Consider the following 20,777-nt stretch of genomic DNA (forward strand, 5'->3'; position numbering starts at 1 on the left):
CTCAGTCGCGCAACGCGGCCCGCGCGAACTCCGTTGTGTACGTCGCGTTGATGTCGATCCGTTGCTTTACGGGTGCCACGTTCTTCGAGTACATGCCAAGGATGCGCAATGCGTTCTGTGCGCCATCGGATTTCATGATCCCGTCGCCGTTGAACATTCCGATGGAGTCGGCAATCGACTGCAAGTAGAGGTCTTTGTTTGCGCCCGCGTATTGAGGTGGCATCTTGTCGGCGATCTGGGCGGGCGAATGCAGCTTGATCCAGCGCAGCGTTTGGACGAACGACGTGACGAGCTTTTGGACGATGTCGGGATGCGCCTTCACGGTGTCACAGCGCATGTAGAGCGAGGTCGACGGGTACAGCCCGCCTAGCGCCTGGCGCGTTCCGGATTCGGTGCGCAGGTCGACGAGAACTTTGGCCTGGCCCGAGTTCACCATCTGCGCCACCGTTGGATCGGTGGTCATGCCCGCATCGATGCCGTCGTGGTTCATTCCGGCGATGAATGTTTGGCCGGCACCGACCTTCACACGGTTGTAGTCGGCAGTCCGCAGTCCGGCCTGGCCGGCCAGCGCCTGTGTCAGGAAGTCTGTGGATGACCCCAGCGAGGTGACTCCGAGGTTCTTGCCGCGGAAGTCGGCGGGGGAAGCGATGGTCGCGGTGTCCTTGGCCGACACCAGCTCCACCTCGCCCGGAACGTCCGCCATCTGGACTACAGAGGTAATGCACTGTTCCTTGGCCTGCAGGTCGATGGTGTGGTCGTAGAACCCAACAACCGCCTGCACATCGCCGGTGAGCAGCGCGGTCTCCGCGGTAGCGCCGGACTGCTCGCTGAGCAGCGTGACATCGATGTCGTTGTTCGCGAAGTGGCCAAGCTGCTGGGTGAGCATCGCCGGCAGGTAGATGATCTTTTCCAGGCCGCCGACCATGATGGTGACCTGCGGTCTGCCGTTGGCCATCGGGATATGCCGGGAGTCACGGCATCCGGCGCCGAGGAAGACGGCGATGACGAGAATGACGGCGAGCGGGAGTCTTTTCATCGTCAGATCCCGTGGCCCGAGCTCGACTGTGACGGCCGCCATGTGAGCAGCCGGGATTCGGCGATACCGATGAGCCATTCGGCGAGCAGGGCCACCACCGTGATGATGATCATTCCGGCATAGATGCCCGCGGAATCGAACGTGCCCTGGGCGTTGCTGATCAATAGTCCCAAACCCTTGCTCGCACCGGCGTATTCACCGACGACGGCGCCGATCAGCGCGAACCCGAATGCGGTGTGCAAGCTCGACAGGATCCAGCTGGTCGCGCTGGGCAGCACAATCGAGGTGAGGATGCGGGTAGGGCTGGCGCCGAGAATCCGGGCGTTGTTGATCACGTTCCCATCCACCTCACGCGCGCCGGTGAACGCGTTGAAGAACACCGCGAAGAACACCAGGACCACCACGGTGGCGACCTTGGAGCTGAGCCCCAGGCCGAACCAGATGATGAACAATGAGGCGAGCACGATGCGCGGAACGGCGTTGAGCGCCTTGATGAACGGGGCCAGCACTTCCGACCAGTAACGGCTGCGACCGAGGAGCACACCCAAGGTCACTCCGGCGACGGTGCCGATCAGGAAGCCCAGTACGGCCTCTTCGACGGTGGTGAAGATCTGCAGCCATATCGATCCGAATTGGGTTCCGATGGTGAACCATTCGGCCAACCGTGCCCAGATCAGCGAGGGCTTCGAGTAAAAAAACGGATCCAGCCAGACGGTGGCCGCGACCTCCCACGAGGCCAGCCAGATCACCACAAGAGCGGTTCGTAGCCCCCAGATTCGGGTCATGGTGCGGCGCTTGCTTTTGCGCGCGCGTTGCAGGATCTCTTCGTCGGTTTCGGCGACCGGTGGAATCGGCTGAATCAACAGATCATGCGACACGAGACTCTCCCTTCGCGCGGGCGGCCTCGACCTGATCGCGCAGTGTTTCCCAGATTTCGCGGTAAATGGTGCGGAATTCGTCGGTGAGCCGTACCTCCTCGACATCGCGGGGGCGGGGCAGGGTGACCGGAAAGTCCCCGCATACGGTGGCAGGGCTCGCTGTCATCACCACGACGCGGTCCGCCAGCGCGATCGCTTCCTCCAGATCGTGGGTGACAAAGATGACCGCCGCCCCTGTACCGGACCACACCCGCAGCAGTTCGTCCTGCATGAGCTGGCGGGTCTGCACATCGAGTGCGCTGAACGGTTCGTCCATGAGCAGAATCTCGGGCTCGTTGACCAGCGTCTGCGCCAGTGCCACACGCTTGCGCATACCGCCGGAGAGCTGATGCGGGTAGTACTTCTCGAATCCCGCGAGGCCGACGGTTCGCACCCAGTGGGCAGCCTTCTCGTGGGCCTCGGTCTTACTCGCTCCTCGGTAGATCGGACCCAGGGCGACGTTGTCAATGACGCTCTTCCAGGGCAGCACCGCGTCCTGCTGGAACATGTATCCGATACCTGCCGGAATGCCGTTCACATCCTCGCCGCGAACCAGGACACGTCCGGCGGACGGCGGTTCGAGCCCGGATACCAAGGACAAGGTGGTGGACTTGCCGCATCCGGTGGGGCCGACAACCGCGACGAATTCCCCGGGGTTGATGTTGATATCCAGATCGCGGACCGCGGTGTGGATACCGTCGCCTCGATTCGAGGGGAACCGTTTGGTTGCTCCCCGAAGTTGGATGAGTGGATGCGCCATTGCACGTCTCCTTCGCTAGCTGCTGGAGACTGAAGATAAGTGGTGGGTGTCACAGTTCTCTGCTTGTGCGCACTACCCGCGCAAATCGCGGATTTCGTCAGTTTTGCGCATTCTGCGCACGGCCTGCTTACGCTCTGGCACATGGATTCCAGGAAGCGCACAGTGCTGCGATTGCGCACGCAAGTGCTTCTTCTGCAGGTTGCGGTGGTTTTCCTGGCCCTGGGATTGGCGTTCGCGATCCTCGCTGTGGTGGGCGATAGGCGGCTTTCCTCCGAGTACGGACAGCGGGCGCTGGCGATCGCGGGCACTGTCGCGGCCATGCCAGAGGTGCGTGCCCGGGTCACCGACTACGCGCGGGGCACGCTCACTCCGGGTTCAGGTCTCACGAACGAGCTTTCGGACGGGCAGTTGCAACGCATCGCGACCGCGGTGCAGGTGCGCAACGACGCCTTGTTTGTGGTGATCACCGATGAGCATGGGATCCGGTTGGCCCATCCCACACAGGAGCGACTGGGTCACCCCGTCAGCACCGACCCCTCCGGCGCCCTCGCCGGACGCGATGTCGTCGTAGAGGAAACCGGTACGTTGGGCGGCTCAGTCAGAGCCAAAGTTCCGGTACGGCAGGCTGATTCATCGACCGTGGTGGGGGAGGTGAGCGTGGGAGTGTCGACTGCCGCGGTACGCGATCGTTTGATGTCCGACCTGCGAATCGCGGGATGGATCGTGGGCGCGGCATTTCTGTTCGGTATCGCGGGCTCGATGTTGTTGTCCCGCCGGTGGCGAGGACTCACGCTCGGACTGGAGCCCGCCGAGCTGGCCGAGTTGGTGCGCGAACAGGCCGCGGTGCTGCATGGCATCGGGGAGGGGGTGCTGGGCGTTGATGTCGACGGAAGAACCACCGTGGTCAACGACGAGGCTGTGCGGCTGCTGGGGCTGGGCGATGTGGCGGGGCGGCAGGTCAGCGATATCGGTTTGACGCCAAGGGTTCTGTCGGTACTGCGGGATATGTCCGCGGTGCCGGTGATGGCGACAGTGGGCGAGCGAGTTGTGGTGATCACGGCGCGTCCGGTCAGTCGGGAAGGCCGCGCGCTAGGAGCGGTGCTGACCGTGCGCGATCGAACGGATGTCGAATCGCTGACTCGGCAATTGGACGCGGTGCAGTCGATGAGCGCCGTGCTGCGGGCGCAGCGGCATGAGTTCGCGAACCGCTTGCATCTACTGAGCGGGCTGGTGCACACCAACCGGACTCAGGAGGCCGCGCATTTCCTGGACGAGCTCCTCGGCAGCGGCCCGCTGGGCGCGGCACTCCCGGATATCGAAACACTGGGAGATCCCTATCTTCAGGCCTTCATCGCCGCGAAGAGCGCGAACGCGCGAGAAGCGGGCGTCACCCTGACGCTGGGAGACAACACCTGGGTATCGGGCACTCTCATGCATCTGGTGGATGTCACCACCGTGTTGGGCAACCTGATCGATAACGCGATCGACGCGGCGCGGGCCGGCTCGGATCCACACCGGCGGGTCGAGGTGGGGGTGGTACAGGACGGTTCAACACTGCACATCACCGTGGCCGACAGTGGTGACGGGGTAGCCGAATCCATGACGGATGGTCTTTTCGCAGAAGGGATCTCGACCAAGAAGGACGCGGCGGCTCCGGGCGGCCGCGGAGTCGGTCTGGCGCTGGCGCGACAGATCGCGCGGGGGCTCGGCGGCGACGTGAGGCTGGCTACGGCAGCGGGTGCGGGGCCCGGGCTCGCGGGTGCGGAGTTCATCGCGCGGATGCCGTCGGTCATGGCGGACATCGAAGGGAAGGAACCGGAATGAATGAATCCACGATCAACGTGCTGATAGTCGACGATGACTTCCGGGTGGCCAACTTGCACGCCGGGATTGTCGATGCCGTTCCCGGTTTCACGGTGGTGGCAACCGTAAACAGCATCACTGCGGCACACGACGCGGTCAGCGCCGCCTCGATCGATCTCGCTCTGGTCGACGTGTACCTGCCTGACGGGTCCGGTGTCGATTTCGTGCGCGCGTTGCGTTGCGATGCCATGGTTCTGTCGGCGGCGGCCGAGGGCGACAGAATCCGGCAGGCGCTGATCGCCGGCGCGGTCAGCTACCTGGTGAAGCCGTTCGCTCATGCCGCGCTGGTGGCCCGGCTCACCGCCTACGCGCGTTACCGCAAGATCCTGCACAGCGACGAACTCAGCACCGCAGAGGTCGACGCCGCGTTGGACGCCTTACGCCCGAGCGCGGGCGCGCCACGTTCGGCGACACCGTCGTCGCCCACCAAGCAGATCGTGCTGCAGGCCATCCGGGATGCGCCCTCACCGATGTCGTCGGCGGAAGTTGCCGTGGTAGTGGGGATCTCACGCGCGACCGCGCAACGTTATCTCGCCTCGCTGGTGGGTGCCTCGGATGTGGAGATGCGGTTGCGCTACGGCACGGCGGGGCGCCCCGAACAGGAGTTCCTCATTCCAGGAACGTGACGTTCCCGGAGACCGGATTGCGGGGCGAGCGCACCGAATTCACCGCTCGATTCCCATCGATCCGTACACCTGGGCGCCCAACGCGCGCCGCTGGAGCTGTATCGCCGATCGCCCCCGAACCAGACGATCGAAGCCGGGGGCATCCAACACGGGAGTTACTTCGCGATATCGGCGACGAAGACCCCTGCGAGCTTGTTGACTTGCCGGGTCGAGCGGGTCAGCGCCGGATCTCCCTGGCCTTGCTCCACGATGCGCGGGTTGATCACATGGATCTGCTTGCCGCGAAAGAGCTTGATGTCGGCACCGCCTGCAGCGATCACGTTCTTGGTCCAGTTGGTTTTACCGTGAATCAGCCCGATGGAGATGACATCGCCTTTGCGGAATGCGTTCACGGTGGTTTCGTACTTGGTGCCTGACGTGCGGCCGAAGTGCGTAACGGTAGCGAACGACGGTAAAAAGCGCGCGATACGGGCCATGAATGGGTTCATGAACTTGATCTGAGCTCGCTCAAGCCAGTCGGGCATGAGCATGGGCACGCCGGGCTGATTGTTTGCTGACATCGATGATCCGATCGTTGTGGGTCGGTACGGTCTTCCTGCCGACGAGTCTAGTTAGACGTGCGTCACACACAACCGGTGACTGCGTGGTAAATGGTGTTGAGCAGCTCTGGGAGAATGGTGGGGTGAGCGACGGACCCACCTCATCAGATGCTCTTCGCGCGAGCGGCTCATCGCTGCTGCGCCGTATCGACATGCGTGGTGCGAACCTGTCCCCGTCCCATCTGCGCTCTGCCCTTCCGCGGGGCGGGACCGACGTCGATGCCGTGCTGCCGACGGTACGGCCTGTCGTGGAGGCGGTCAGGGACCGCGGCGCCGAGGCCGCGCTGGAATTCAGCGCCCAGTTCGATGGCGTGCGCCCGGCGACCGTCCGTGTTCCGGCTGCCGAGCTGCAGCGCGCCCTCGCGGAGCTGGACCCGGCGGTGCGCGACGCGCTCGAAGTGGCCATTCTGCGAGCGCGTGCGGTGCACGCCGATCAGCGCCGCCAGGACACGGTGACCACCGTTGCGGACGGCGCCACCGTGACCGAACGTTGGGTAGCCGTCGAGCGCGTGGGCTTGTACGTTCCGGGCGGTAACGCCGTGTACCCGTCGAGCGTCGTGATGAACGTCGTCCCGGCACAGACCGCCGGGGTGGGATCGCTCGTCATCGCGTCACCACCGCAGGCCCAGTTCGGTGGACTGCCTCACCCGACGATTCTCGCGGCCGCACAGCTGCTCGGCGTCGAAGAGATCTGGGCGGTGGGTGGTGCACAGGGTGTCGCGCTGTTGGCGCACGGTGGTACCGATACCGACGGTGCCGAGCTCGCATCGGTCGACATGATCACCGGGCCCGGCAATATCTACGTGACCGCGGCCAAGCGGCTGTGCCGATCGCTGGTAGGCATCGATGCCGAGGCCGGCCCCACGGAAATCGCAGTCCTCGCCGATGAGACAGCCGATCCGGTACACGTGGCCGCCGACCTGATCAGCCAGGCCGAACACGATGTGCTGGCAGCGAGCGTGCTCGTCACCACGAGCGAGAAGCTAGCCGACGCGGTGGTGAAGGAGACTGCCGCACAGCTGGAGACGACGGTGCACGCCGAACGCGTCACCGCGGCGCTGACCGGTGCTCAATCCGGAATCGTTCTCGTCGACGACCTCAGCGCGGGAATCAAGGTTGTGAATGCCTACGCGGCCGAGCACTTGGAAATCCAGACGGCCGATCCGGTGCCGGTGGCCGCGCGCGTTCGCAATGCCGGTGCGATCTTCCTGGGGCCATGGTCACCGGTGAGCCTCGGCGACTACTGCGCGGGATCCAATCACGTGCTGCCCACCGCCGGATGTGCCCGGCATTCCAGTGGGCTGTCCGTGCAGACCTTCCTGCGCGGTATCCACATCGTGGATTACACCGAGGCCGCTCTCAAAGAGGTGTCCGGGCACGTGATCACGCTGGCCAACGCAGAGAATCTGCCCGCGCACGGTGAGGCGGTTCGTCGCAGGTTCGAGCGGTCATGAGCGGTCTGATCGGCGGCGCGGCCCGACTCGAGGACCTGCCGCTGCGCGACAGCCTGCGCGGCAAGAGTCCGTATGGCGCACCGCAGCTGACCGTGCCGGTGCGGCTGAACACCAACGAGAACCCGCACGAACCGTCGGCCGGTCTCATCAACGATGTGGCGGACTCGGTCCGATGGGTGGCGGCGGAACTGCATCGCTACCCGGACCGCGATGCGGTGGCCTTGCGTACTGATCTCGCGGCCTACTTGGCTGAGCAGACCGGTGTACCCGTAGGCGCCGAGAATGTCTGGGCGGCAAACGGTTCCAACGAGATACTGCAGCAGCTGCTGCAGGCATTCGGTGGGCCGGGCCGTAGCGCGCTGGGATTCACGCCGTCCTACTCGATGCACCCGATCATTTCCGATGGAACCCAGACCGAATGGCTGCAGGCTCAGCGCTCGGAGGATTTCTCGCTGGATCTCCGCACGGCGGTCGCGGCGATCAGGGAGCGCCAGCCCGACGTCGTCTTCGTGACAAGCCCCAACAACCCGACGGGACAGTCTGTTCCGTTGGAGGACCTGCGCCAGATCCTCGACGCGGCTCCGGGAGTTGTGATCCTGGACGAGGCATACGGCGAATTTTCGGCGGCGCCTAGTGGAATCACCCTCGTGGACGAGTATCCCGCGAAGCTGATCGTGAGCCGCACTATGAGCAAGGCCTTCGCCTTCGCGGGCGGACGGCTGGGATACCTGGTGGCGGCGCCCGCTGTTATCGACGCTCTGCTCTTGGTGCGGCTGCCGTACCACCTGTCGGTGCTCACCCAGGCCGCCGCTCGCGCGGCGGTGAAACACCGCGCGGAGACCCTCGGTAGCGTCGCGACGTTGGTCGCCGAACGCATCAGGGTGTCGGCGGCGCTGTCGGCCAGCGGATTCCGGGTTGTTCCCAGTGACGCGAACTTTGTGCTGTTCGGCAGGTTTGTCGATTCGGCGGCGAGCTGGCAGCGGTATCTCGATGCGGGCGTTCTTATCCGGGATGTCGGCATTCCGGGGTATTTGCGCGTCACCATCGGGCTGGCGAGCGAGAATGACGTGTTCTTGAAGGTCAGCGACACACTGGCCGCGACGGACCTAGAGAAAGGTGCGCCCTCATGACAGCATCCGCGTGGAACCGGGTGGCACGAGTGGCCCGGGCCACCCGCGAGTCGGACATCGTGGTGGAACTGAATCTGGATGGCACTGGCCAGGTGCACATCGATACCGGGGTACCGTTCTTCGACCACATGCTCACCGCGCTGGGGACGCACGCCAGTTTCGATCTCACGATCACCGCCAAGGGTGATACCGAGATCGAGGCGCATCACACGGTGGAGGACACCGCCATCACGCTCGGGCAGGCACTCGCCGAGGCGCTGGGGGACAAGAAGGGAATCCGCAGGTTCGGGGACGCCTTTATCCCGATGGACGAAACCCTGGCCCACGCCGCGGTGGACGTATCGGGCCGCCCGTACTGTGTGCACACCGGCGAGCCGGACCACCTGCTGCACACCACGATCGCGGGCTCTTCGGTTCCGTACCACACCGTCATCAATGCGCACGTGTTCGAGTCGTTGGCGCTCAACGCGCGCATCGCGCTGCATGTGCGCACCTTGTACGGGCGCGACCCGCACCACATCACCGAGGCACAGTACAAGGCCGTGGCCAGAGCGCTGCGCCAGGCTGTCGAGCCCGATCCGCGGGTCACCGGTGTGCCGTCGACCAAGGGCAGCCTGTGACCGGTGCTGGACCCAAAGTCGTTGTCCTCGACTACGGTTCGGGCAATCTCAGATCCGCGCAGCGTGCGCTGGAAAGGGTCGGCGCCGACGTCACGGTGACCGCCGATGCCAACGCGGCGCTTAATGCCGATGGTCTGGTCGTCCCCGGGGTAGGCGCCTTTGCGGCGTGTATGGACGGGCTGCGCGGCATCGACGGCGAGCGCATCATCGACGTTCGGCTCTCCGGTGGCCGCCCGGTGCTGGGTATTTGCGTCGGCATGCAGATCCTGTTCAGTCACGGCATTGAATTCGGTGTCGACACCGCGGGATGCGGGCAGTGGCCCGGAGTGGTCAGCCGTCTGGACGCACCGGTGATCCCGCACATGGGCTGGAACACCGTCGATGCGCCGGCCGGGTCGGACCTGTTCGCCGGGCTGGATGCCGACACGCGCTTTTACTTCGTGCATTCCTACGCGGTGCAGAAATGGGAGCTGGAAACGCCCGCCGAGTCACCCATCGCGAAGCCGCTGGTGACATGGGCGACCCATCACGTGCCGTTTATCGCGGCGGTGGAGAATGGGGCACTCGCGGCCACACAGTTCCATCCGGAGAAGAGTGGTGACGCGGGGGCCGTGTTGTTGAGCAATTGGGTGAAGGGAATCTCTTGAGTCTCGTTCTATTACCAGCGGTCGATGTCGCCGACGGCCAGGCCGTACGCCTGGTGCAGGGCAAGGCGGGCAGCGAAACCACCTACGGCTCACCGCGTGATGCGGCGCTGGCGTGGCAGAACGACGGTGCCGAGTGGGTGCACCTGGTGGACCTGGACGCCGCCTTCGGACGCGGTTCCAACCGCGAGTTGTTGGCACAGGTGGTGGGCGAGCTAGATGTGAAGGTGGAGCTCTCCGGCGGCATCCGGGACGACGAATCGTTGACGGCAGCGCTCGCAACCGGTTGTGCCCGAGTCAATCTCGGTACTGCCGCGCTCGAGGACCCGGAATGGTGCGCTTCGGCGATCGCCCGGCACGGTGAACGGGTCGCGGTGGGGCTCGATGTCGAAATTGTGGACGGCGAGCACCGACTGCGCGGCCGTGGCTGGGTCAGTGACGGCGGTGACCTCTGGGAGGTGCTGGAACGTCTTCGGGCGCAGGGATGCTCGCGTTACGTGGTTACCGACGTCACCAAGGATGGCACCCTGACCGGGCCGAACCTCGAACTGCTGGCACAGGTCGCGGGTGTCGCGAACGCACCCGTCATCGCATCGGGCGGGGTTTCGAGCCTGGACGACCTGCGTGCCATCGCAGAACTGACCGGCGCCGGTATCGAGGGTGCGATCGTCGGAAAGGCGCTTTACGCCGGCCGTTTCACCCTGCCCGACGCATTGGCTGCCGTTTCCTGACATGCCTACTACTGCGGAGCTGACTGCGCTGATCTCCGAGGCGTCCATGATTTTGGACGTGGCGGCGCAGCGTTTCGTGGCCGGGCACGGGGCCGATGGTGTCGTCTTCAAGGGCGGTAAGGACTTCGCCACCGAGGAGGATCTGGCCATCGAGCGAATGGTGGTGCAGGCACTCACCGAGCGCACCGGAATCGGTGTGCACGGTGAGGAATTCGGGGGTCCGGCAGTGGATTCCGGGCTGGTCTGGGTGGTCGACCCGATCGACGGCACGGTGAACTACGCGGCGGGTTCGCCGATGGCGGCAATTCTGCTGGGGCTGCTCTCCGACGGAGAACCGGTCGCGGGCCTGACCTGGTTGCCGTTCATGGGGGACAAGTACACCGGCTTCGCGGGTGGCCCCTTGGTGCGCAACGGCGTGCCGATGCCGCCGTTGCCCCGCGTCGATCTCGCAGATGTGGCGGTGGGGCTGGGCACCTTCAATGTGGACTGGAAGGGCCGGGTGCCGGGGCGCTATCGGCTGACGGTGCTGGAGAAGCTGAGCCGCATCACGTCACGACTGCGTATGCATGGCAGCACCGGTATCGATTTAGCGTTCACCGCGGGCGGAATCCTGGGTGGTGCGGTGAGTTTCGGCGCACATGTGTGGGATCACGCCGCCGGTATCGCATTGGTTCAGGCCGCGGGCGGTCACGCGACGGACCTCGGTGGCAATCCCTGGACCCCCGAATCGCCGTCGGTGCTGGTGGCCGCGCCCGGCGTGCACCAACAGATTCTGGAAGTACTGGCCGAGGTCGGGGATCCGGAGGACTACCGATGAGTGTTGCTACCCGTGTCATCGCCTGCCTCGATGTCGACGACGGTCGAGTGGTCAAGGGTGTGAATTTCGAAAACCTGCGTGATGCAGGAGATCCGGTGGAGCTAGCCGCCGCGTATGACGCCGAGGGCGTGGACGAACTCACCTTCCTCGACGTCACGGCCTCGTCCTCGGGTCGGGCGACGATGCTGGATGTGGTGCGGCGCACCGCTGAGCAGGTGTTCATTCCGCTGACGGTGGGCGGCGGTGTGCGATCGGTGGAAGACGTCAACGTGCTGCTGCGCGCCGGTGCGGACAAGGTAGGCGTCAACACCGCGGCGATCGCGCGCCCGGAACTGCTGGCCGAGCTGGCGCAGCGGTTCGGATCGCAGTGCATCGTGCTGAGTGTGGACGCGCGCCGGGTCCGCGAGGGTGACCCGCTGACGCCGTCGGGATGGGAAGTCACCACTCATGGCGGCCGCACGGGCACTGGGATCGACGCCATCGAATGGACAACGCGCGGAGCCGAATTGGGAGTGGGGGAAATCCTGCTCAACTCCATGGATGCCGACGGCACCAAGGCGGGGTTCGATCTTGCGATGATCACGGCCGCGCGTGCGGCGGTCGACGTTCCGGTGATCGCCAGTGGTGGGGCTGGCGCGGTTCAGCATTTCGCGCCCGCGGTCAAAGCCGGGGCCGACGCGGTGCTGGCGGCCAGCGTGTTCCATTTCCGCGAGCTGACCATCGGCGAGGTGAAAGCGGCTATGGCCGCAGAAGGGATCACCGTGCGATGAGCGACCTCGATCCGGCCATTGCCGACCGCTTGAAGCGTGACTCTGCCGGTCTGGTGACGGCGGTGGTGCAGGAGCACGGCACAGGCACGGTGTTGATGGTCGCCTGGATGAATGACGAGGCCCTGGCACAGACGCTTGCGACGCGGCGCGGTACCTACTTCTCGCGGTCGCGTCAGCGCCTGTGGGTCAAGGGCGAGACATCGGGTCACACCCAGTACGTGCACGCGGTGCGGCTCGACTGTGACGGCGACACACTGGTGCTCGAAGTCGATCAGACCGGGCCGGCGTGCCACACCGGCGCGCACAGCTGCTTTGACGCCGACGAGCTCTTGGGTGAAGAGCTCTAGGTTGCGCGTGCTAGCTGCGTGCGCGGAGGAACTCTAGGGCCTTATCCGCGTGCGCGTTCATGTTGAGCTCGCTGGCGAACACCTCAAGCACCGTCTTGTCGGTGTCGATGATGAACGTGGTCCGCTTCACGGGCGCCAGCTTGCCCAGCAGTCCGCGCTTGACGCCGAATGCGGTGGAGACCGCCCCGCCCTTGTCCGAGAGCAGTGGGTAGTCGAACTTGCGCTTGTCGGCGAAGTCGGCCTGCTTTTCGACCGAGTCGACGCTGATGCCGACGCGCGAGGCGCCCACTTCTTTGAATTCGCTTGCTAAGTCCCGGAAATGGCAGGCCTCGGCGGTGCAGCCGGGCGTATTCGCGGCGGGATAGAAGAACAGCACGACGGGTCCGTCGGCCAGGAGTGAGGAGAGGCTGCGGGTTGTTCCGGTCTGGTCCGGAAGTTCGAAGTCGGCGACACGATCACCAGGTTTCATGAGTCGAACGCTACGCCAGCGCGTCGGACAGCCGGTTTCCCAGGGCGGTGATTGTGCGCATGTCACCACGGACACCGGGCGCCCAGGGCAGTCCCAGCCGGTCTTTGGACTTGTCGATGTACCGGGGGATCACGTGGAGGTGAAAATGAAACTCCGTCTGCCATGCGTGCGCGCCGCAGCAATTCAGGAGGTTCACCCCGTCGGCCCCGAGTTCGGTGACGACCGCTTTGGCTATCCGTTGGGCAGTTAACGCGACAGCGCTCAGATCATCGGCCGGTATCTCAAGGAGATCCTTGCTGTGCCGCTTCGGAACCACCAGGAGATGTCCGTCCGCACCGGGGTTGATATCCATGAACGCATAGGTTTTCGCGTCCTCTGCGACGCGCACGCCGGGTACGACACCGGAGACGATCCCGCAGAACAAGCACTCCTCAGCCACCGCTTCACGGTAGAGGCGTTGCGTTATCGAACGGGTGTTCGATAACATGAAGGCCCGGGAGACGCGGCCGGACGGGCCCGCGTATCGGCTCGACGTGATGAGGTGCGACGTGCCATCGACGAACGTGACGGTGTTCCTGCCGGGCGGCGCGGTATGGGAGTTTCACTGGGAATTGCGCTGGCGCGCCAGGTTTCCTCGGCACTCTCGGCATGGTGTGCCGAGGACTCCGTGCTCGCACCCGAGTGCCCCCACCGGCACGCCCGGGCCGCACATGCGGTCCCAGGCGTGCTGTCACATCAGCGGGCGGGCAGCGGGCGTGACCGGATCACCCGTGGCCACCAGAACAACGGCCCGAGCAACCGGGCAATGGCGGGGGTGATGAACGACCGCACGATGAGGGTGTCCAACAGCAGGCCAAGGCCGATGATGGAACCGAGCTGGCCCACCGACAGCAGATCGCTGGACAGCATGGCCATCATCGTGGTCGCGAACACGATGCCCGCGGTGGTGACGACCTTGCCGGAGTTGGCCACCGCGCGAATCAGACCCGTATTGAGCCCCGCCTTGCTTTCCTCCAGATAGCGGGCGATGAGCAACAGGTTGTAGTCCGACCCCACGGCCACCAGGATGATGAAGGTGATGGGCAGATTCAGCCAGCTCAGCGGTATGCCCAGGAAGTGCTGCCAGACCAGTACCGAGAGGCCGAAGGCGCCCGAGTAGGAGAACGCCACCGTGCCAATGATGACCAGTGCCGCCACCACACTCCTGGTGATCAACAGCATGACCAGGAAGATCAGCGCGAACGCCGCGATGGCCGCAATCAGGAGGTCGGTCTTGGTGGCGTCCTGGATGTCCCAGTACGTCGCCGCCGCACCGCCCAGATAGACCCGTGATCCGGCCAGCGTCGTTCCTTTAAGAGCCTCCTTGGCCGCTGGCAGATAGGCCTGCGCGTGGTCGATGCCTTCCTCGCTCAGCGCCTCGCCGTCGTGGTAGATCATGTAGCGGGCGGATTTCCCGTCCGGTGAAACGAAGTACTTCAGGTCGATCTGGAAATACGGATTGTCGAAGGCATCCGGGGGCAGGTAGAAGAACTCGTCGTTCTTGGAACTGTCGAATGCGTATCCGAGGTCCATCATCTGGCGGCCCAGCTCATTCATCTGGGTGAGCATCGGCCGCATGGTGCTCTGCTCGGTGAGCACCACCTTTCTCATGTTGTCCAGTTCGGCGGCGCTTCTGCCGATGACCTCGACCAGTTGCGGAGTGACCGCGTCCTGGATCACGGCCGCCTTGAGGCTGTCGTCCACCGCATCGGTCATCGAGTCGACCTGGTCGGTCATATCGAACAGCGATCTCATCGCCCAGCACATCGGGATATCGGCGCAGTGCGGTTCCCAGTAGAAGTAATTGCGCAGCGGCCGGAACTGATCGTCGAAATTGCCGAGGGTGTCCCGCATGCTCACCGTGACGTCTTTCAACTCCTGTGCGCCTTTGAGGGAGATATGCGCCGATCCTGCTTGCTGTCCGGTGAGTTCCTGCTGCTGGCGCATCAGGGCGGCCATCCGGTCGGTGATATCGGCCATTTGGGTGAATCGATCGGTGAGGTCCGTAAGAAACGGGAGTATCTCGTTGATCTTGGTTCCCATGGTCCCCATCGTGTACGTGAAGGACGAATGCTCCAGCGGCGTGCCCAGTGGCCTGGTGACGCTCTGAATCATGGCGACGCCGGGCGTGTGGAAGACCTCGCGCGCCACCTTGTCCAGCGCGATCATGTCCGTCGAGTTCCGCATGTCGTGATCGGATTCGATCATGAGCATGTCGCTGTTGAGCTTGCTCACTGGAAAGTGCCTGTCCGCTGCGGCGTATCCCTGATTCGCCGGGACGTCGTCGGCGATGTAGATCCGGTCGTTGTAGTTGGGACGGTACGACGGCAGCGTGATCGATCCGATCAGCACCACAACACTGCTCACCACGAGAATCCGGCCTGGCCAGCGCACGGTGACGGTGCCGACCTTGCGCCAAATACCCGCACTTGCCTTGACTTTCGGATCGAAGACCCCGAAGCGGCTGCCCAGCGCCAGTACCGCGGGCCCAAAGGTGAGGGATGCCGCGACGGCGACGAGTGTTGCCGCCGCACACGGGATGCCCATGGTATTGAAGTAGTTGAGGCGTGTGAACTGCAGGCAGAATGTGGCACCCGCGATGGCCAAGCCGGAGCCGAGGATGACGTGCGAGACGCCTTTCACCGCGGAGTAATACGCCGTCTCCCGATCCTCGCCCGCGTGGCGCGCCTCTTGGTACCTGCCGATCAAGAAGATCGCATAGTCGGTCCCGGCGCCAAGGATCAACGACACCAGGATGTTCGACGCGAAAACCGAGATGCCGATGAGCTTGTGATAGGCGAGGAACGCGACAACGCCACGCCCGCAGGACAACTCGACCATCACCACCAACAGCGTCAGGAGGGCGGTAGCGACGGATCGGTAGACGATGAGCAGCATCACCGTGATGATGGCGATCGTCACGTACATCAGGCGGATCATGCTTTGGTTGCCCACCTGAAGCATGTCTGTGGATAGTGGGGCCGAGCCGGAGACGTACACCTTGACTCCGTTGGGGGGCTGGACCTCGGCGACTAGTTCGCGGACGGCACGGATGGATTCGTCGGAGACCGTCGAACCCTGGTCGCCGGCGACCCGCACGAGGGTGTAGGCGGCCTGCCCATCGGAGCTCTGCACGCCCGCGGCGGTCGTGCCCTGGCCCCACAGATTCATCACGTATTGGACGTGCTTCTTGTCGTTCTCCAGCTTGCTGGCCACGGTGTTGTAGAACGCGTGGTCGGCATCGTTGAGCTTGTGATCACCCTCCAGGATGACCATCGCCAGACTGTTGCTGTCCGATTCCTGGAACGATTCACCAATGTGAATCAGAGCCTTAGACGACGGCGCGTCGAGCGGAACCAGCGGGCCCTGGTTCGCGTCGGTGACGGGTTCGAGCTGCGGAACCACGGTGTTGATCACGACGGTGAATGCGGCCCAGGCCAGCACCACAAGTATGGCGAACCTGCGAATCGTCCTGGCGAACCACGGCTTCTGTGTGGAATGTGCGCTCATGCGGACAGCACCTGGCACCAGACGCCGGCGTGCTCGCCGGTTGCGGTGTGCTCCGAGCGCACTAAGCCGTCAACGGTGATGCGGCAGCCGACATTTCGGCCCGCCACCTGTGCGGTGATGTCGCCGGTCGCGGTCGTCAAGACGGTCGTCTCCGTATGTGTCCACGGCAACGCGGTGGGCTGGACATCGACGGGTCTGTTGTTGGTATCCCAGTAGCTCACCCGCGCCCAGCCGCCGTAGTCGCCAAACACCTCGTAGACGATGTTCTTGGGATTGAACTGGACGACGGCGAAATTTCCCCCGGGGCTGCGTGTGCGGTCCTGTGAGCCGAAGACGCCATGCGCGAACTTGATAGCCAGCCCTGCGGTGAGGAGTATCGCCACGGCGAGGAGCGGCAACCAGGTCTTGTTCAGCACGCGACGGCTCCTGGAGATGCTCATAGCTAACCCTTTCAGTCCCTGAGATATGGCCTTCGGGCATGCGGACATGGCGGCGTGTGTTCGCAGTTATACCAATGTTCTACTGCAAGAATGCGCCGGTCATCGTTGACCCGTTGACGTTCCATGTCGCTCGTTCCCGGATCTGTCGTCACAGCGCAGGCAAAGTCCTGAACGGATGCGTGACGAATACTATATAAGTTAAGTAATTGGTGTCTAGTGAGTGTGACGCAGACCGCGCCGAACGGGTTGTCGCCGATGTTGCCGAGCCTGCGGGCAGCACGGGCAGAGTTCGATAGCCTTAGGTCGGCACGTGCACATCCTGCGGTCGAGAGGATTCAAGAAGGGACGCGATGGTGGTCAAGGAGAGCTCGATCACCGTGCGCGATTGGTCGCAGAACAGGCCCGATCTCGACACGGCCTCCATGGAGATCATCGGCTTGTTGAAGCGCGCCTCGGGTCTGCTCGCGCGTGCGATAGAACCTCTGTGCACATCGGCTTCCATCCCGGAGCCCGAACACGACATTCTGATCGTGCTGCGATATCGCAAAGGTCCCGTCATCGCTCGTCACATCGCCGAAGAGCTTGGTGTATCGCAGGCGTGGGTGAGCCGAACGCTGCGCAAGCTCGAGGAGCGTGGATATGTGACTCGGGAGGCCAGCGTCAACGACCGGCGAGCGGTCATCATCAGCATGACCGATAGCGGGCGCGCAGTGGTTGATGAGCACTTCCCTGAGCGGTTGCTCATCCAGTCCGCGGCTCTCGCCGGACTCGGCGACGATCGTGACGCCGTGGTGGGAGGGCTGGAACGCCTGGTGGAGTCCCTGCGGGCCTACGAGGGCTAGGCCAATCAGGGTCAGCCCAATCCGGCCCGGCCCATCCGCGTCGGCAACGCGACCCAGTCGGCTGGCGGGGGTCTGGGAGAATAGCTTCCATGCATAGCACCGTCAGTGGCGCCGCGACCACGACCAGGGAAGAGTTCAACGCCCTGGCGGCGGCACACCGGGTGGTGCCGGTGACTCGAAAAGTGCTGGCGGACAGCGAGACGCCGCTGTCCGCCTACCGTAAGTTGGGCGCCAATCGCCCCGGCACCTTCCTGCTCGAATCGGCGGAGAACGGTCGGTCATGGTCGCGCTGGTCGTTCATCGGCGCCGGATCTCCGTCTGCACTGACCGTCCGGGACGGTCAGGCCGCTTGGCTGGGGGCCACCCCCGAGGGAGCACCCGTAGGGGGCGATCCCCTCGATGCGTTGCGGGCCACGATGGACCTGCTGGCAGGCGAGGCGCTATCGGACCTGCCGCCGCTGTCCGGCGGCATGGTCGGCTTCCTGGCCTACGACATCGTCCGCCGGCTGGAGCGGCTTCCGCAGCGGACGACCGATGATCTGGGGCTGCCGGATCTGTTGCTCCTGCTCGCCACCGATATGGCGGCCGTCGACCACCACGAGGGCACCATCACGCTCATCGCGAATGCGGTGAATTGGGATGACACCCCAGAACGTGTCGCCGAGGCCTATGACGGTGCGGTCGCGCGACTGGACGTCATGACGGCTGCGCTCGGTCAGCCGCTGCCCTCCACGGTCGCCCACTTCGACCGTCCGGCACCCGCGTATCGCAGCCAGCGCACGGTGGAGGAGTACAGCGCCATCGTCGACAAGCTGGTTGGCGATATCGAGGCAGGTGAGGCATTTCAGGTGGTGCCGAGCATGCGCTTCGAAATGGAGACCGATGTCGACCCGCTGGAGGTGTACCGGATTCTGCGGGTCACCAATCCCAGCCCCTATATGTATCTGCTTCACGCGCCGGATTCCGATGGTGGGACGGCGTTTTCGGTCGTCGGATCGAGCCCGGAGGCGCTCGTCACGGTGAAGGACGGAGTGGCCACCACCCATCCGATCGCCGGAACGCGCTGGCGTGGCGCCACCGACGAGGAAGACACCCTGCTGGCCAAGGATCTGCTCGCGGACGAGAAGGAACTCTCTGAGCACCTCATGCTGGTCGATCTGGGCCGTAACGATCTTGGACGCGTCTGCACCCCGGGCACCGTGAAGGTCAGCGATTACAGCCACATCGAGCGCTACAGCCACGTCATGCATCTGGTGTCGACGGTGTCTGGACTACTCGCGGACGGTAAGACCGCACTGGACGCCATCACCGCGTGCTTCCCCGCAGGAACGCTGTCGGGTGCGCCCAAGGTGCGCGCGATGGAGCTCATCGAGGAAGTCGAGCTCACTCGCCGCGGCCTCTACGGGGGAGTGCTGGGGTACCTGGACTTCGCCGGAAATGCCGATTTCGCCATCGCGATCCGAACCGCGCTGTTCAAGGACGGTCATGCCTACGTGCAGGCCGGCGGCGGTGTGGTGGCCGACTCCACAGGCGAGTACGAATACAACGAGGCGCGGAACAAGGCCACCGCGGTGCTCAACGCGATCGCGGCCGCCGAAACCCTCACGGGCGCTGCCGATGTCTGATCCGGCCACGCCGAATCCGGGCCGGAAGCGTCTTCTCACGGGGGCCGGACTGCTCCTGATCGCCGCTGGCGGGTTGTGGGGGGCATCGAAGCTCACCTGGGTCCGCCTGAGGTCGTTCGACGGTTTAGGGGAGCCCCGAACCATTCTGGTGTCGGGCGCCGACTGGTCGGCCGCCCTGTTTCCGCTGGCGGTCGCCTTGGTCGCGGCGGCCATCGCCACCCTCGCCATCCGCGGATGGGCACTGCGGATCTTGGCTGGTCTCGTGGCGATCATCGGGGCCGGCGCGGCCTACCTGGGTGTCAGCCTCTGGGCCATTCGCGACGCCGGACCCCGCGCGGCGGAGGTCAAGAACGTGCCGGTATCCACCTTGATCGGCGCCGATCGGCTCGCCGCTGGCGCCACGACCACGGTCATTGCCGCCGTCGTGGCGGTACTGGCCGCCATCACGCTCCTGCGGGCCGCACGGGGAGCCGTGGACACGAAGTACCAGACCCCGGCCGCCCGGCGCACTGACGGCACCGATCCGGGAGATAAGACGCAGAGCGAGCGGGTGATGTGGGACAGCCTGGACGACGGAAACGACCCCACCCTCGGCCCGGCCGAGGGTTCATCCAGCCCCACCTGACCCGGTTTTCGTGTGCGACCCCACAGCGGCTACCCTCTGTGAAGTTCGAGTGCGCAGGCGCGGGGGCGCCGCAAGAAGGGAATCGTCGAGGTCATGAGTTCGGGAACCGTACTCGATTCGATCCTCGATGGCGTGCGCGCTGATGTCGCGGCTCGCGAAGCCGTTGTCGATCTCGCCACAGTCAAGGCGGCAGCCAAGGCCGCGCCCAAGCCACTCGATGTCATGGCCGCCCTGCGGGTGCCGGGTATCGCCGTGATCGCTGAGGTCAAGCGGGCCAGCCCGTCGCGTGGTGCGCTCGCAGATATCAGTGATCCCGCCGAGCTCGCCAAGGCCTACGAGGACGGCGGAGCTCGGATCATCAGCGTGCTCACCGAGGGGCGGCGGTTCCATGGAAGCCTCGATGATCTTGACTCCGTACGTGCCGCGGTATCAGTTCCGGTGCTGCGCAAGGACTTTGTGGTTGGTCCGTATCAGATTCACGAGGCGCGCGCCCATGGCGCCGACCTGATCCTGCTGATCGTCGCGGCGCTCGAACAGAACACACTCGTTTCCCTGCTCGACCGCACCGAGTCCCTCGGGATGACCGCGCTGGTGGAAGTGCACACCGAGGAAGAGGCCGATCGTGCGCTGTCTGCTGGCGCCTCCGTCATCGGTGTCAACGCGCGCGATCTGAAAACTCTTGAGATCGACCGGGATTGCTTCTCGCGCATCGCACCCGGACTGCCCAGCGGCGTAATCCGTATCGCCGAGTCCGGCATTCGCGGGACCGCCGATCTGCTGGCCTACGCCGGCGCCGGTGCCGACGCAGTCCTGGTCGGCGAGGGATTGGTGACCAGTGGCGATCCGCGGGGAGCCGTCGCTGATTTGGTGACTGCGGGTACGCACCCGTCCTGCCCCAAACCGGCTCGCTAGT

General features: G+C 64.6%; 22 protein-coding genes. 14 read left to right on the forward strand and 8 right to left on the reverse strand.

The features are described 5' to 3' along the window. Position 1 precedes the first annotated feature (1 nt). Genes B4400_RS16110 through B4400_RS16120 form a run of 3 tightly spaced genes read right to left on the reverse strand, consistent with a single transcriptional unit; the run spans position 2 to position 2,713 of the window. A complete protein-coding gene (locus B4400_RS16110; protein WP_078312086.1) occupies positions 2-1,036 on the reverse strand; it encodes an ABC transporter substrate-binding protein in 1,035 nt (344 codons plus the stop codon). Between the two features lie 2 nt (positions 1,037-1,038). Beyond that, a complete protein-coding gene (locus B4400_RS16115) occupies positions 1,039-1,914 on the reverse strand; it encodes an ABC transporter permease (RefSeq protein WP_286142109.1) in 876 nt (291 codons plus the stop codon). After that, on the reverse strand, positions 1,904-2,713 hold the full coding sequence (locus B4400_RS16120) for an ABC transporter ATP-binding protein (RefSeq protein ID WP_139361431.1): 810 nt from the start codon (positions 2,711-2,713) through the stop codon (positions 1,904-1,906). The genes B4400_RS16115 and B4400_RS16120 overlap by 11 nt, the downstream gene beginning before the upstream one ends. Before the next feature lie 141 nt (positions 2,714-2,854). On the opposite strand from B4400_RS16120, the gene B4400_RS16125 reads away from it, so the two are divergent. After that, positions 2,855-4,537 (forward strand): ATP-binding protein, encoded by a 1,683-nt coding sequence (locus B4400_RS16125; protein ID WP_170915026.1) that lies wholly within the window; start codon positions 2,855-2,857, stop codon positions 4,535-4,537. Beyond that, positions 4,534-5,202: a response regulator gene (locus B4400_RS16130; RefSeq protein WP_078312045.1), complete on the forward strand. Its 669-nt coding sequence runs from the start codon at positions 4,534-4,536 to the stop codon at positions 5,200-5,202. Before B4400_RS16125 ends, B4400_RS16130 begins: the two co-directional genes overlap by 4 nt. Positions 5,203-5,357: 155 nt before the next feature. Here B4400_RS16130 and B4400_RS16135 read toward each other — a convergent pair whose 3' ends face one another. Continuing rightward, complete coding sequence (locus B4400_RS16135) at positions 5,358-5,732, reverse strand: nitroreductase family deazaflavin-dependent oxidoreductase (protein WP_078288099.1); 375 nt, start codon at positions 5,730-5,732, stop codon at positions 5,358-5,360. 203 nt (positions 5,733-5,935) lie between these two features. Here B4400_RS16135 and hisD point away from each other — a divergent pair, with 203 nt between their 5' ends. From hisD to hisI, 8 genes are read left to right on the forward strand one after another with little or no spacing between them, the layout of a single operon-like run. Beyond that, positions 5,936-7,255, forward strand: a complete 1,320-nt coding sequence (gene hisD / locus B4400_RS16140; RefSeq protein WP_170915035.1) for a histidinol dehydrogenase — start codon at positions 5,936-5,938, stop codon at positions 7,253-7,255. Then, positions 7,252-8,385 (forward strand): histidinol-phosphate transaminase, encoded by a 1,134-nt coding sequence (locus tag B4400_RS16145; RefSeq protein ID WP_078312046.1) that lies wholly within the window; start codon positions 7,252-7,254, stop codon positions 8,383-8,385. Before hisD ends, B4400_RS16145 begins: the two co-directional genes overlap by 4 nt. Further along, on the forward strand, positions 8,382-9,005 hold the full coding sequence (hisB, locus tag B4400_RS16150; RefSeq protein ID WP_057969050.1) for an imidazoleglycerol-phosphate dehydratase HisB: 624 nt from the start codon (positions 8,382-8,384) through the stop codon (positions 9,003-9,005). The genes B4400_RS16145 and hisB overlap by 4 nt, the downstream gene beginning before the upstream one ends. Beyond that, complete coding sequence (gene hisH, locus B4400_RS16155; RefSeq protein ID WP_078312047.1) at positions 9,002-9,652, forward strand: imidazole glycerol phosphate synthase subunit HisH; 651 nt, start codon at positions 9,002-9,004, stop codon at positions 9,650-9,652. Before hisB ends, hisH begins: the two co-directional genes overlap by 4 nt. Next, positions 9,649-10,380, forward strand: coding sequence for a bifunctional 1-(5-phosphoribosyl)-5-((5-phosphoribosylamino)methylideneamino)imidazole-4-carboxamide isomerase/phosphoribosylanthranilate isomerase PriA (priA, locus tag B4400_RS16160; RefSeq protein ID WP_078312048.1), 732 nt, complete (start codon positions 9,649-9,651; stop codon positions 10,378-10,380). The genes hisH and priA overlap by 4 nt, the downstream gene beginning before the upstream one ends. 1 nt (position 10,381) lies before the next feature. Further along, a complete protein-coding gene (locus B4400_RS16165; protein WP_078312049.1) occupies positions 10,382-11,197 on the forward strand; it encodes an inositol monophosphatase family protein in 816 nt (271 codons plus the stop codon). Next, on the forward strand, positions 11,194-11,967 hold the full coding sequence (gene hisF / locus B4400_RS16170) for an imidazole glycerol phosphate synthase subunit HisF (protein ID WP_078312050.1): 774 nt from the start codon (positions 11,194-11,196) through the stop codon (positions 11,965-11,967). Before B4400_RS16165 ends, hisF begins: the two co-directional genes overlap by 4 nt. Continuing rightward, the gene (gene hisI / locus B4400_RS16175; RefSeq protein WP_078312051.1) at positions 11,964-12,314 is read left to right on the forward strand and encodes a phosphoribosyl-AMP cyclohydrolase; all 351 of its coding nucleotides are present in this window, start codon (positions 11,964-11,966) and stop codon (positions 12,312-12,314) included. Before hisF ends, hisI begins: the two co-directional genes overlap by 4 nt. Before the next feature lie 10 nt (positions 12,315-12,324). On the opposite strand, the gene B4400_RS16180 is transcribed toward hisI, so the two are convergent. The 4 genes from B4400_RS16180 to B4400_RS16195 form a co-directional block, all read right to left on the reverse strand. Further along, positions 12,325-12,783: a peroxiredoxin gene (locus tag B4400_RS16180; protein ID WP_078312052.1), complete on the reverse strand. Its 459-nt coding sequence runs from the start codon at positions 12,781-12,783 to the stop codon at positions 12,325-12,327. Between the two features lie 10 nt (positions 12,784-12,793). Next, the gene (locus tag B4400_RS16185; RefSeq protein WP_078312053.1) at positions 12,794-13,222 is read right to left on the reverse strand and encodes an HIT family protein; all 429 of its coding nucleotides are present in this window, start codon (positions 13,220-13,222) and stop codon (positions 12,794-12,796) included. A 296-nt stretch (positions 13,223-13,518) separates the two neighbouring features. Then, positions 13,519-16,332 (reverse strand): MMPL/RND family transporter, encoded by a 2,814-nt coding sequence (locus B4400_RS16190; protein WP_078312054.1) that lies wholly within the window; start codon positions 16,330-16,332, stop codon positions 13,519-13,521. Further along, positions 16,329-16,772, reverse strand: coding sequence for an MmpS family transport accessory protein (locus tag B4400_RS16195; RefSeq protein WP_078312055.1), 444 nt, complete (start codon positions 16,770-16,772; stop codon positions 16,329-16,331). Before B4400_RS16195 ends, B4400_RS16190 begins: the two co-directional genes overlap by 4 nt. A gap of 350 nt (positions 16,773-17,122) precedes the next feature. Here B4400_RS16195 and B4400_RS16200 point away from each other — a divergent pair, with 350 nt between their 5' ends. From B4400_RS16200 to trpC, 4 genes are all read left to right on the forward strand, one after another. After that, positions 17,123-17,614, forward strand: a complete 492-nt coding sequence (locus B4400_RS16200) for a MarR family winged helix-turn-helix transcriptional regulator (RefSeq protein WP_078312056.1) — start codon at positions 17,123-17,125, stop codon at positions 17,612-17,614. 89 nt (positions 17,615-17,703) lie between these two features. Further along, the gene (locus B4400_RS16205) at positions 17,704-19,239 is read left to right on the forward strand and encodes an anthranilate synthase component I (protein WP_078312057.1); all 1,536 of its coding nucleotides are present in this window, start codon (positions 17,704-17,706) and stop codon (positions 19,237-19,239) included. Further along, a complete protein-coding gene (locus tag B4400_RS16210) occupies positions 19,232-19,864 on the forward strand; it encodes a TIGR02234 family membrane protein (protein ID WP_078312058.1) in 633 nt (210 codons plus the stop codon). Before B4400_RS16205 ends, B4400_RS16210 begins: the two co-directional genes overlap by 8 nt. Before the next feature lie 93 nt (positions 19,865-19,957). Continuing rightward, positions 19,958-20,776 carry an indole-3-glycerol phosphate synthase TrpC gene (gene trpC / locus B4400_RS16215; protein ID WP_078288115.1) on the forward strand — a complete coding sequence of 273 codons (819 nt, stop codon included), beginning with the start codon at positions 19,958-19,960 and terminating at the stop codon, positions 20,774-20,776. The last annotated feature ends 1 nt before the right edge of the window (position 20,777 follow it).

It is taken from the genome of Mycobacterium sp. D16Q13 (genome assembly GCF_002013375.1).
GTDB lineage: Bacteria > Actinomycetota > Actinomycetes > Mycobacteriales > Mycobacteriaceae > Mycobacterium.

Bases quoted from the DNA above. Each gene is read 5' to 3' on its own strand.
- B4400_RS16110 (WP_078312086.1), bottom strand. From the start codon at position 1,036: ATGAAAAGACTCCCGCTCGCCGTCATTCTCGTCATCGCCGTCTTCCTC.
- B4400_RS16195 (WP_078312055.1), bottom strand. From the start codon at position 16,772: ATGAGCATCTCCAGGAGCCGTCGCGTGCTGAACAAGACCTGGTTGCCG.
- B4400_RS16200 (WP_078312056.1), top strand. From the start codon at position 17,123: ATGGTGGTCAAGGAGAGCTCGATCACCGTGCGCGATTGGTCGCAGAAC.
- B4400_RS16165 (WP_078312049.1), top strand. From the start codon at position 10,382: ATGCCTACTACTGCGGAGCTGACTGCGCTGATCTCCGAGGCGTCCATG.
- B4400_RS16135 (WP_078288099.1), bottom strand. From the start codon at position 5,732: ATGCTCATGCCCGACTGGCTTGAGCGAGCTCAGATCAAGTTCATGAAC.
- B4400_RS16130 (WP_078312045.1), top strand. From the start codon at position 4,534: ATGAATGAATCCACGATCAACGTGCTGATAGTCGACGATGACTTCCGG.
- B4400_RS16120 (WP_139361431.1), bottom strand. From the start codon at position 2,713: ATGGCGCATCCACTCATCCAACTTCGGGGAGCAACCAAACGGTTCCCC.
- hisF (WP_078312050.1), top strand. From the start codon at position 11,194: ATGAGTGTTGCTACCCGTGTCATCGCCTGCCTCGATGTCGACGACGGT.
- B4400_RS16180 (WP_078312052.1), bottom strand. From the start codon at position 12,783: ATGAAACCTGGTGATCGTGTCGCCGACTTCGAACTTCCGGACCAGACC.
- trpC (WP_078288115.1), top strand. From the start codon at position 19,958: ATGAGTTCGGGAACCGTACTCGATTCGATCCTCGATGGCGTGCGCGCT.
- hisI (WP_078312051.1), top strand. From the start codon at position 11,964: ATGAGCGACCTCGATCCGGCCATTGCCGACCGCTTGAAGCGTGACTCT.
- B4400_RS16125 (WP_170915026.1), top strand. From the start codon at position 2,855: ATGGATTCCAGGAAGCGCACAGTGCTGCGATTGCGCACGCAAGTGCTT.
- B4400_RS16190 (WP_078312054.1), bottom strand. From the start codon at position 16,332: ATGAGCGCACATTCCACACAGAAGCCGTGGTTCGCCAGGACGATTCGC.
- B4400_RS16205 (WP_078312057.1), top strand. From the start codon at position 17,704: ATGCATAGCACCGTCAGTGGCGCCGCGACCACGACCAGGGAAGAGTTC.
- hisB (WP_057969050.1), top strand. From the start codon at position 8,382: ATGACAGCATCCGCGTGGAACCGGGTGGCACGAGTGGCCCGGGCCACC.
- B4400_RS16145 (WP_078312046.1), top strand. From the start codon at position 7,252: ATGAGCGGTCTGATCGGCGGCGCGGCCCGACTCGAGGACCTGCCGCTG.
- B4400_RS16210 (WP_078312058.1), top strand. From the start codon at position 19,232: ATGTCTGATCCGGCCACGCCGAATCCGGGCCGGAAGCGTCTTCTCACG.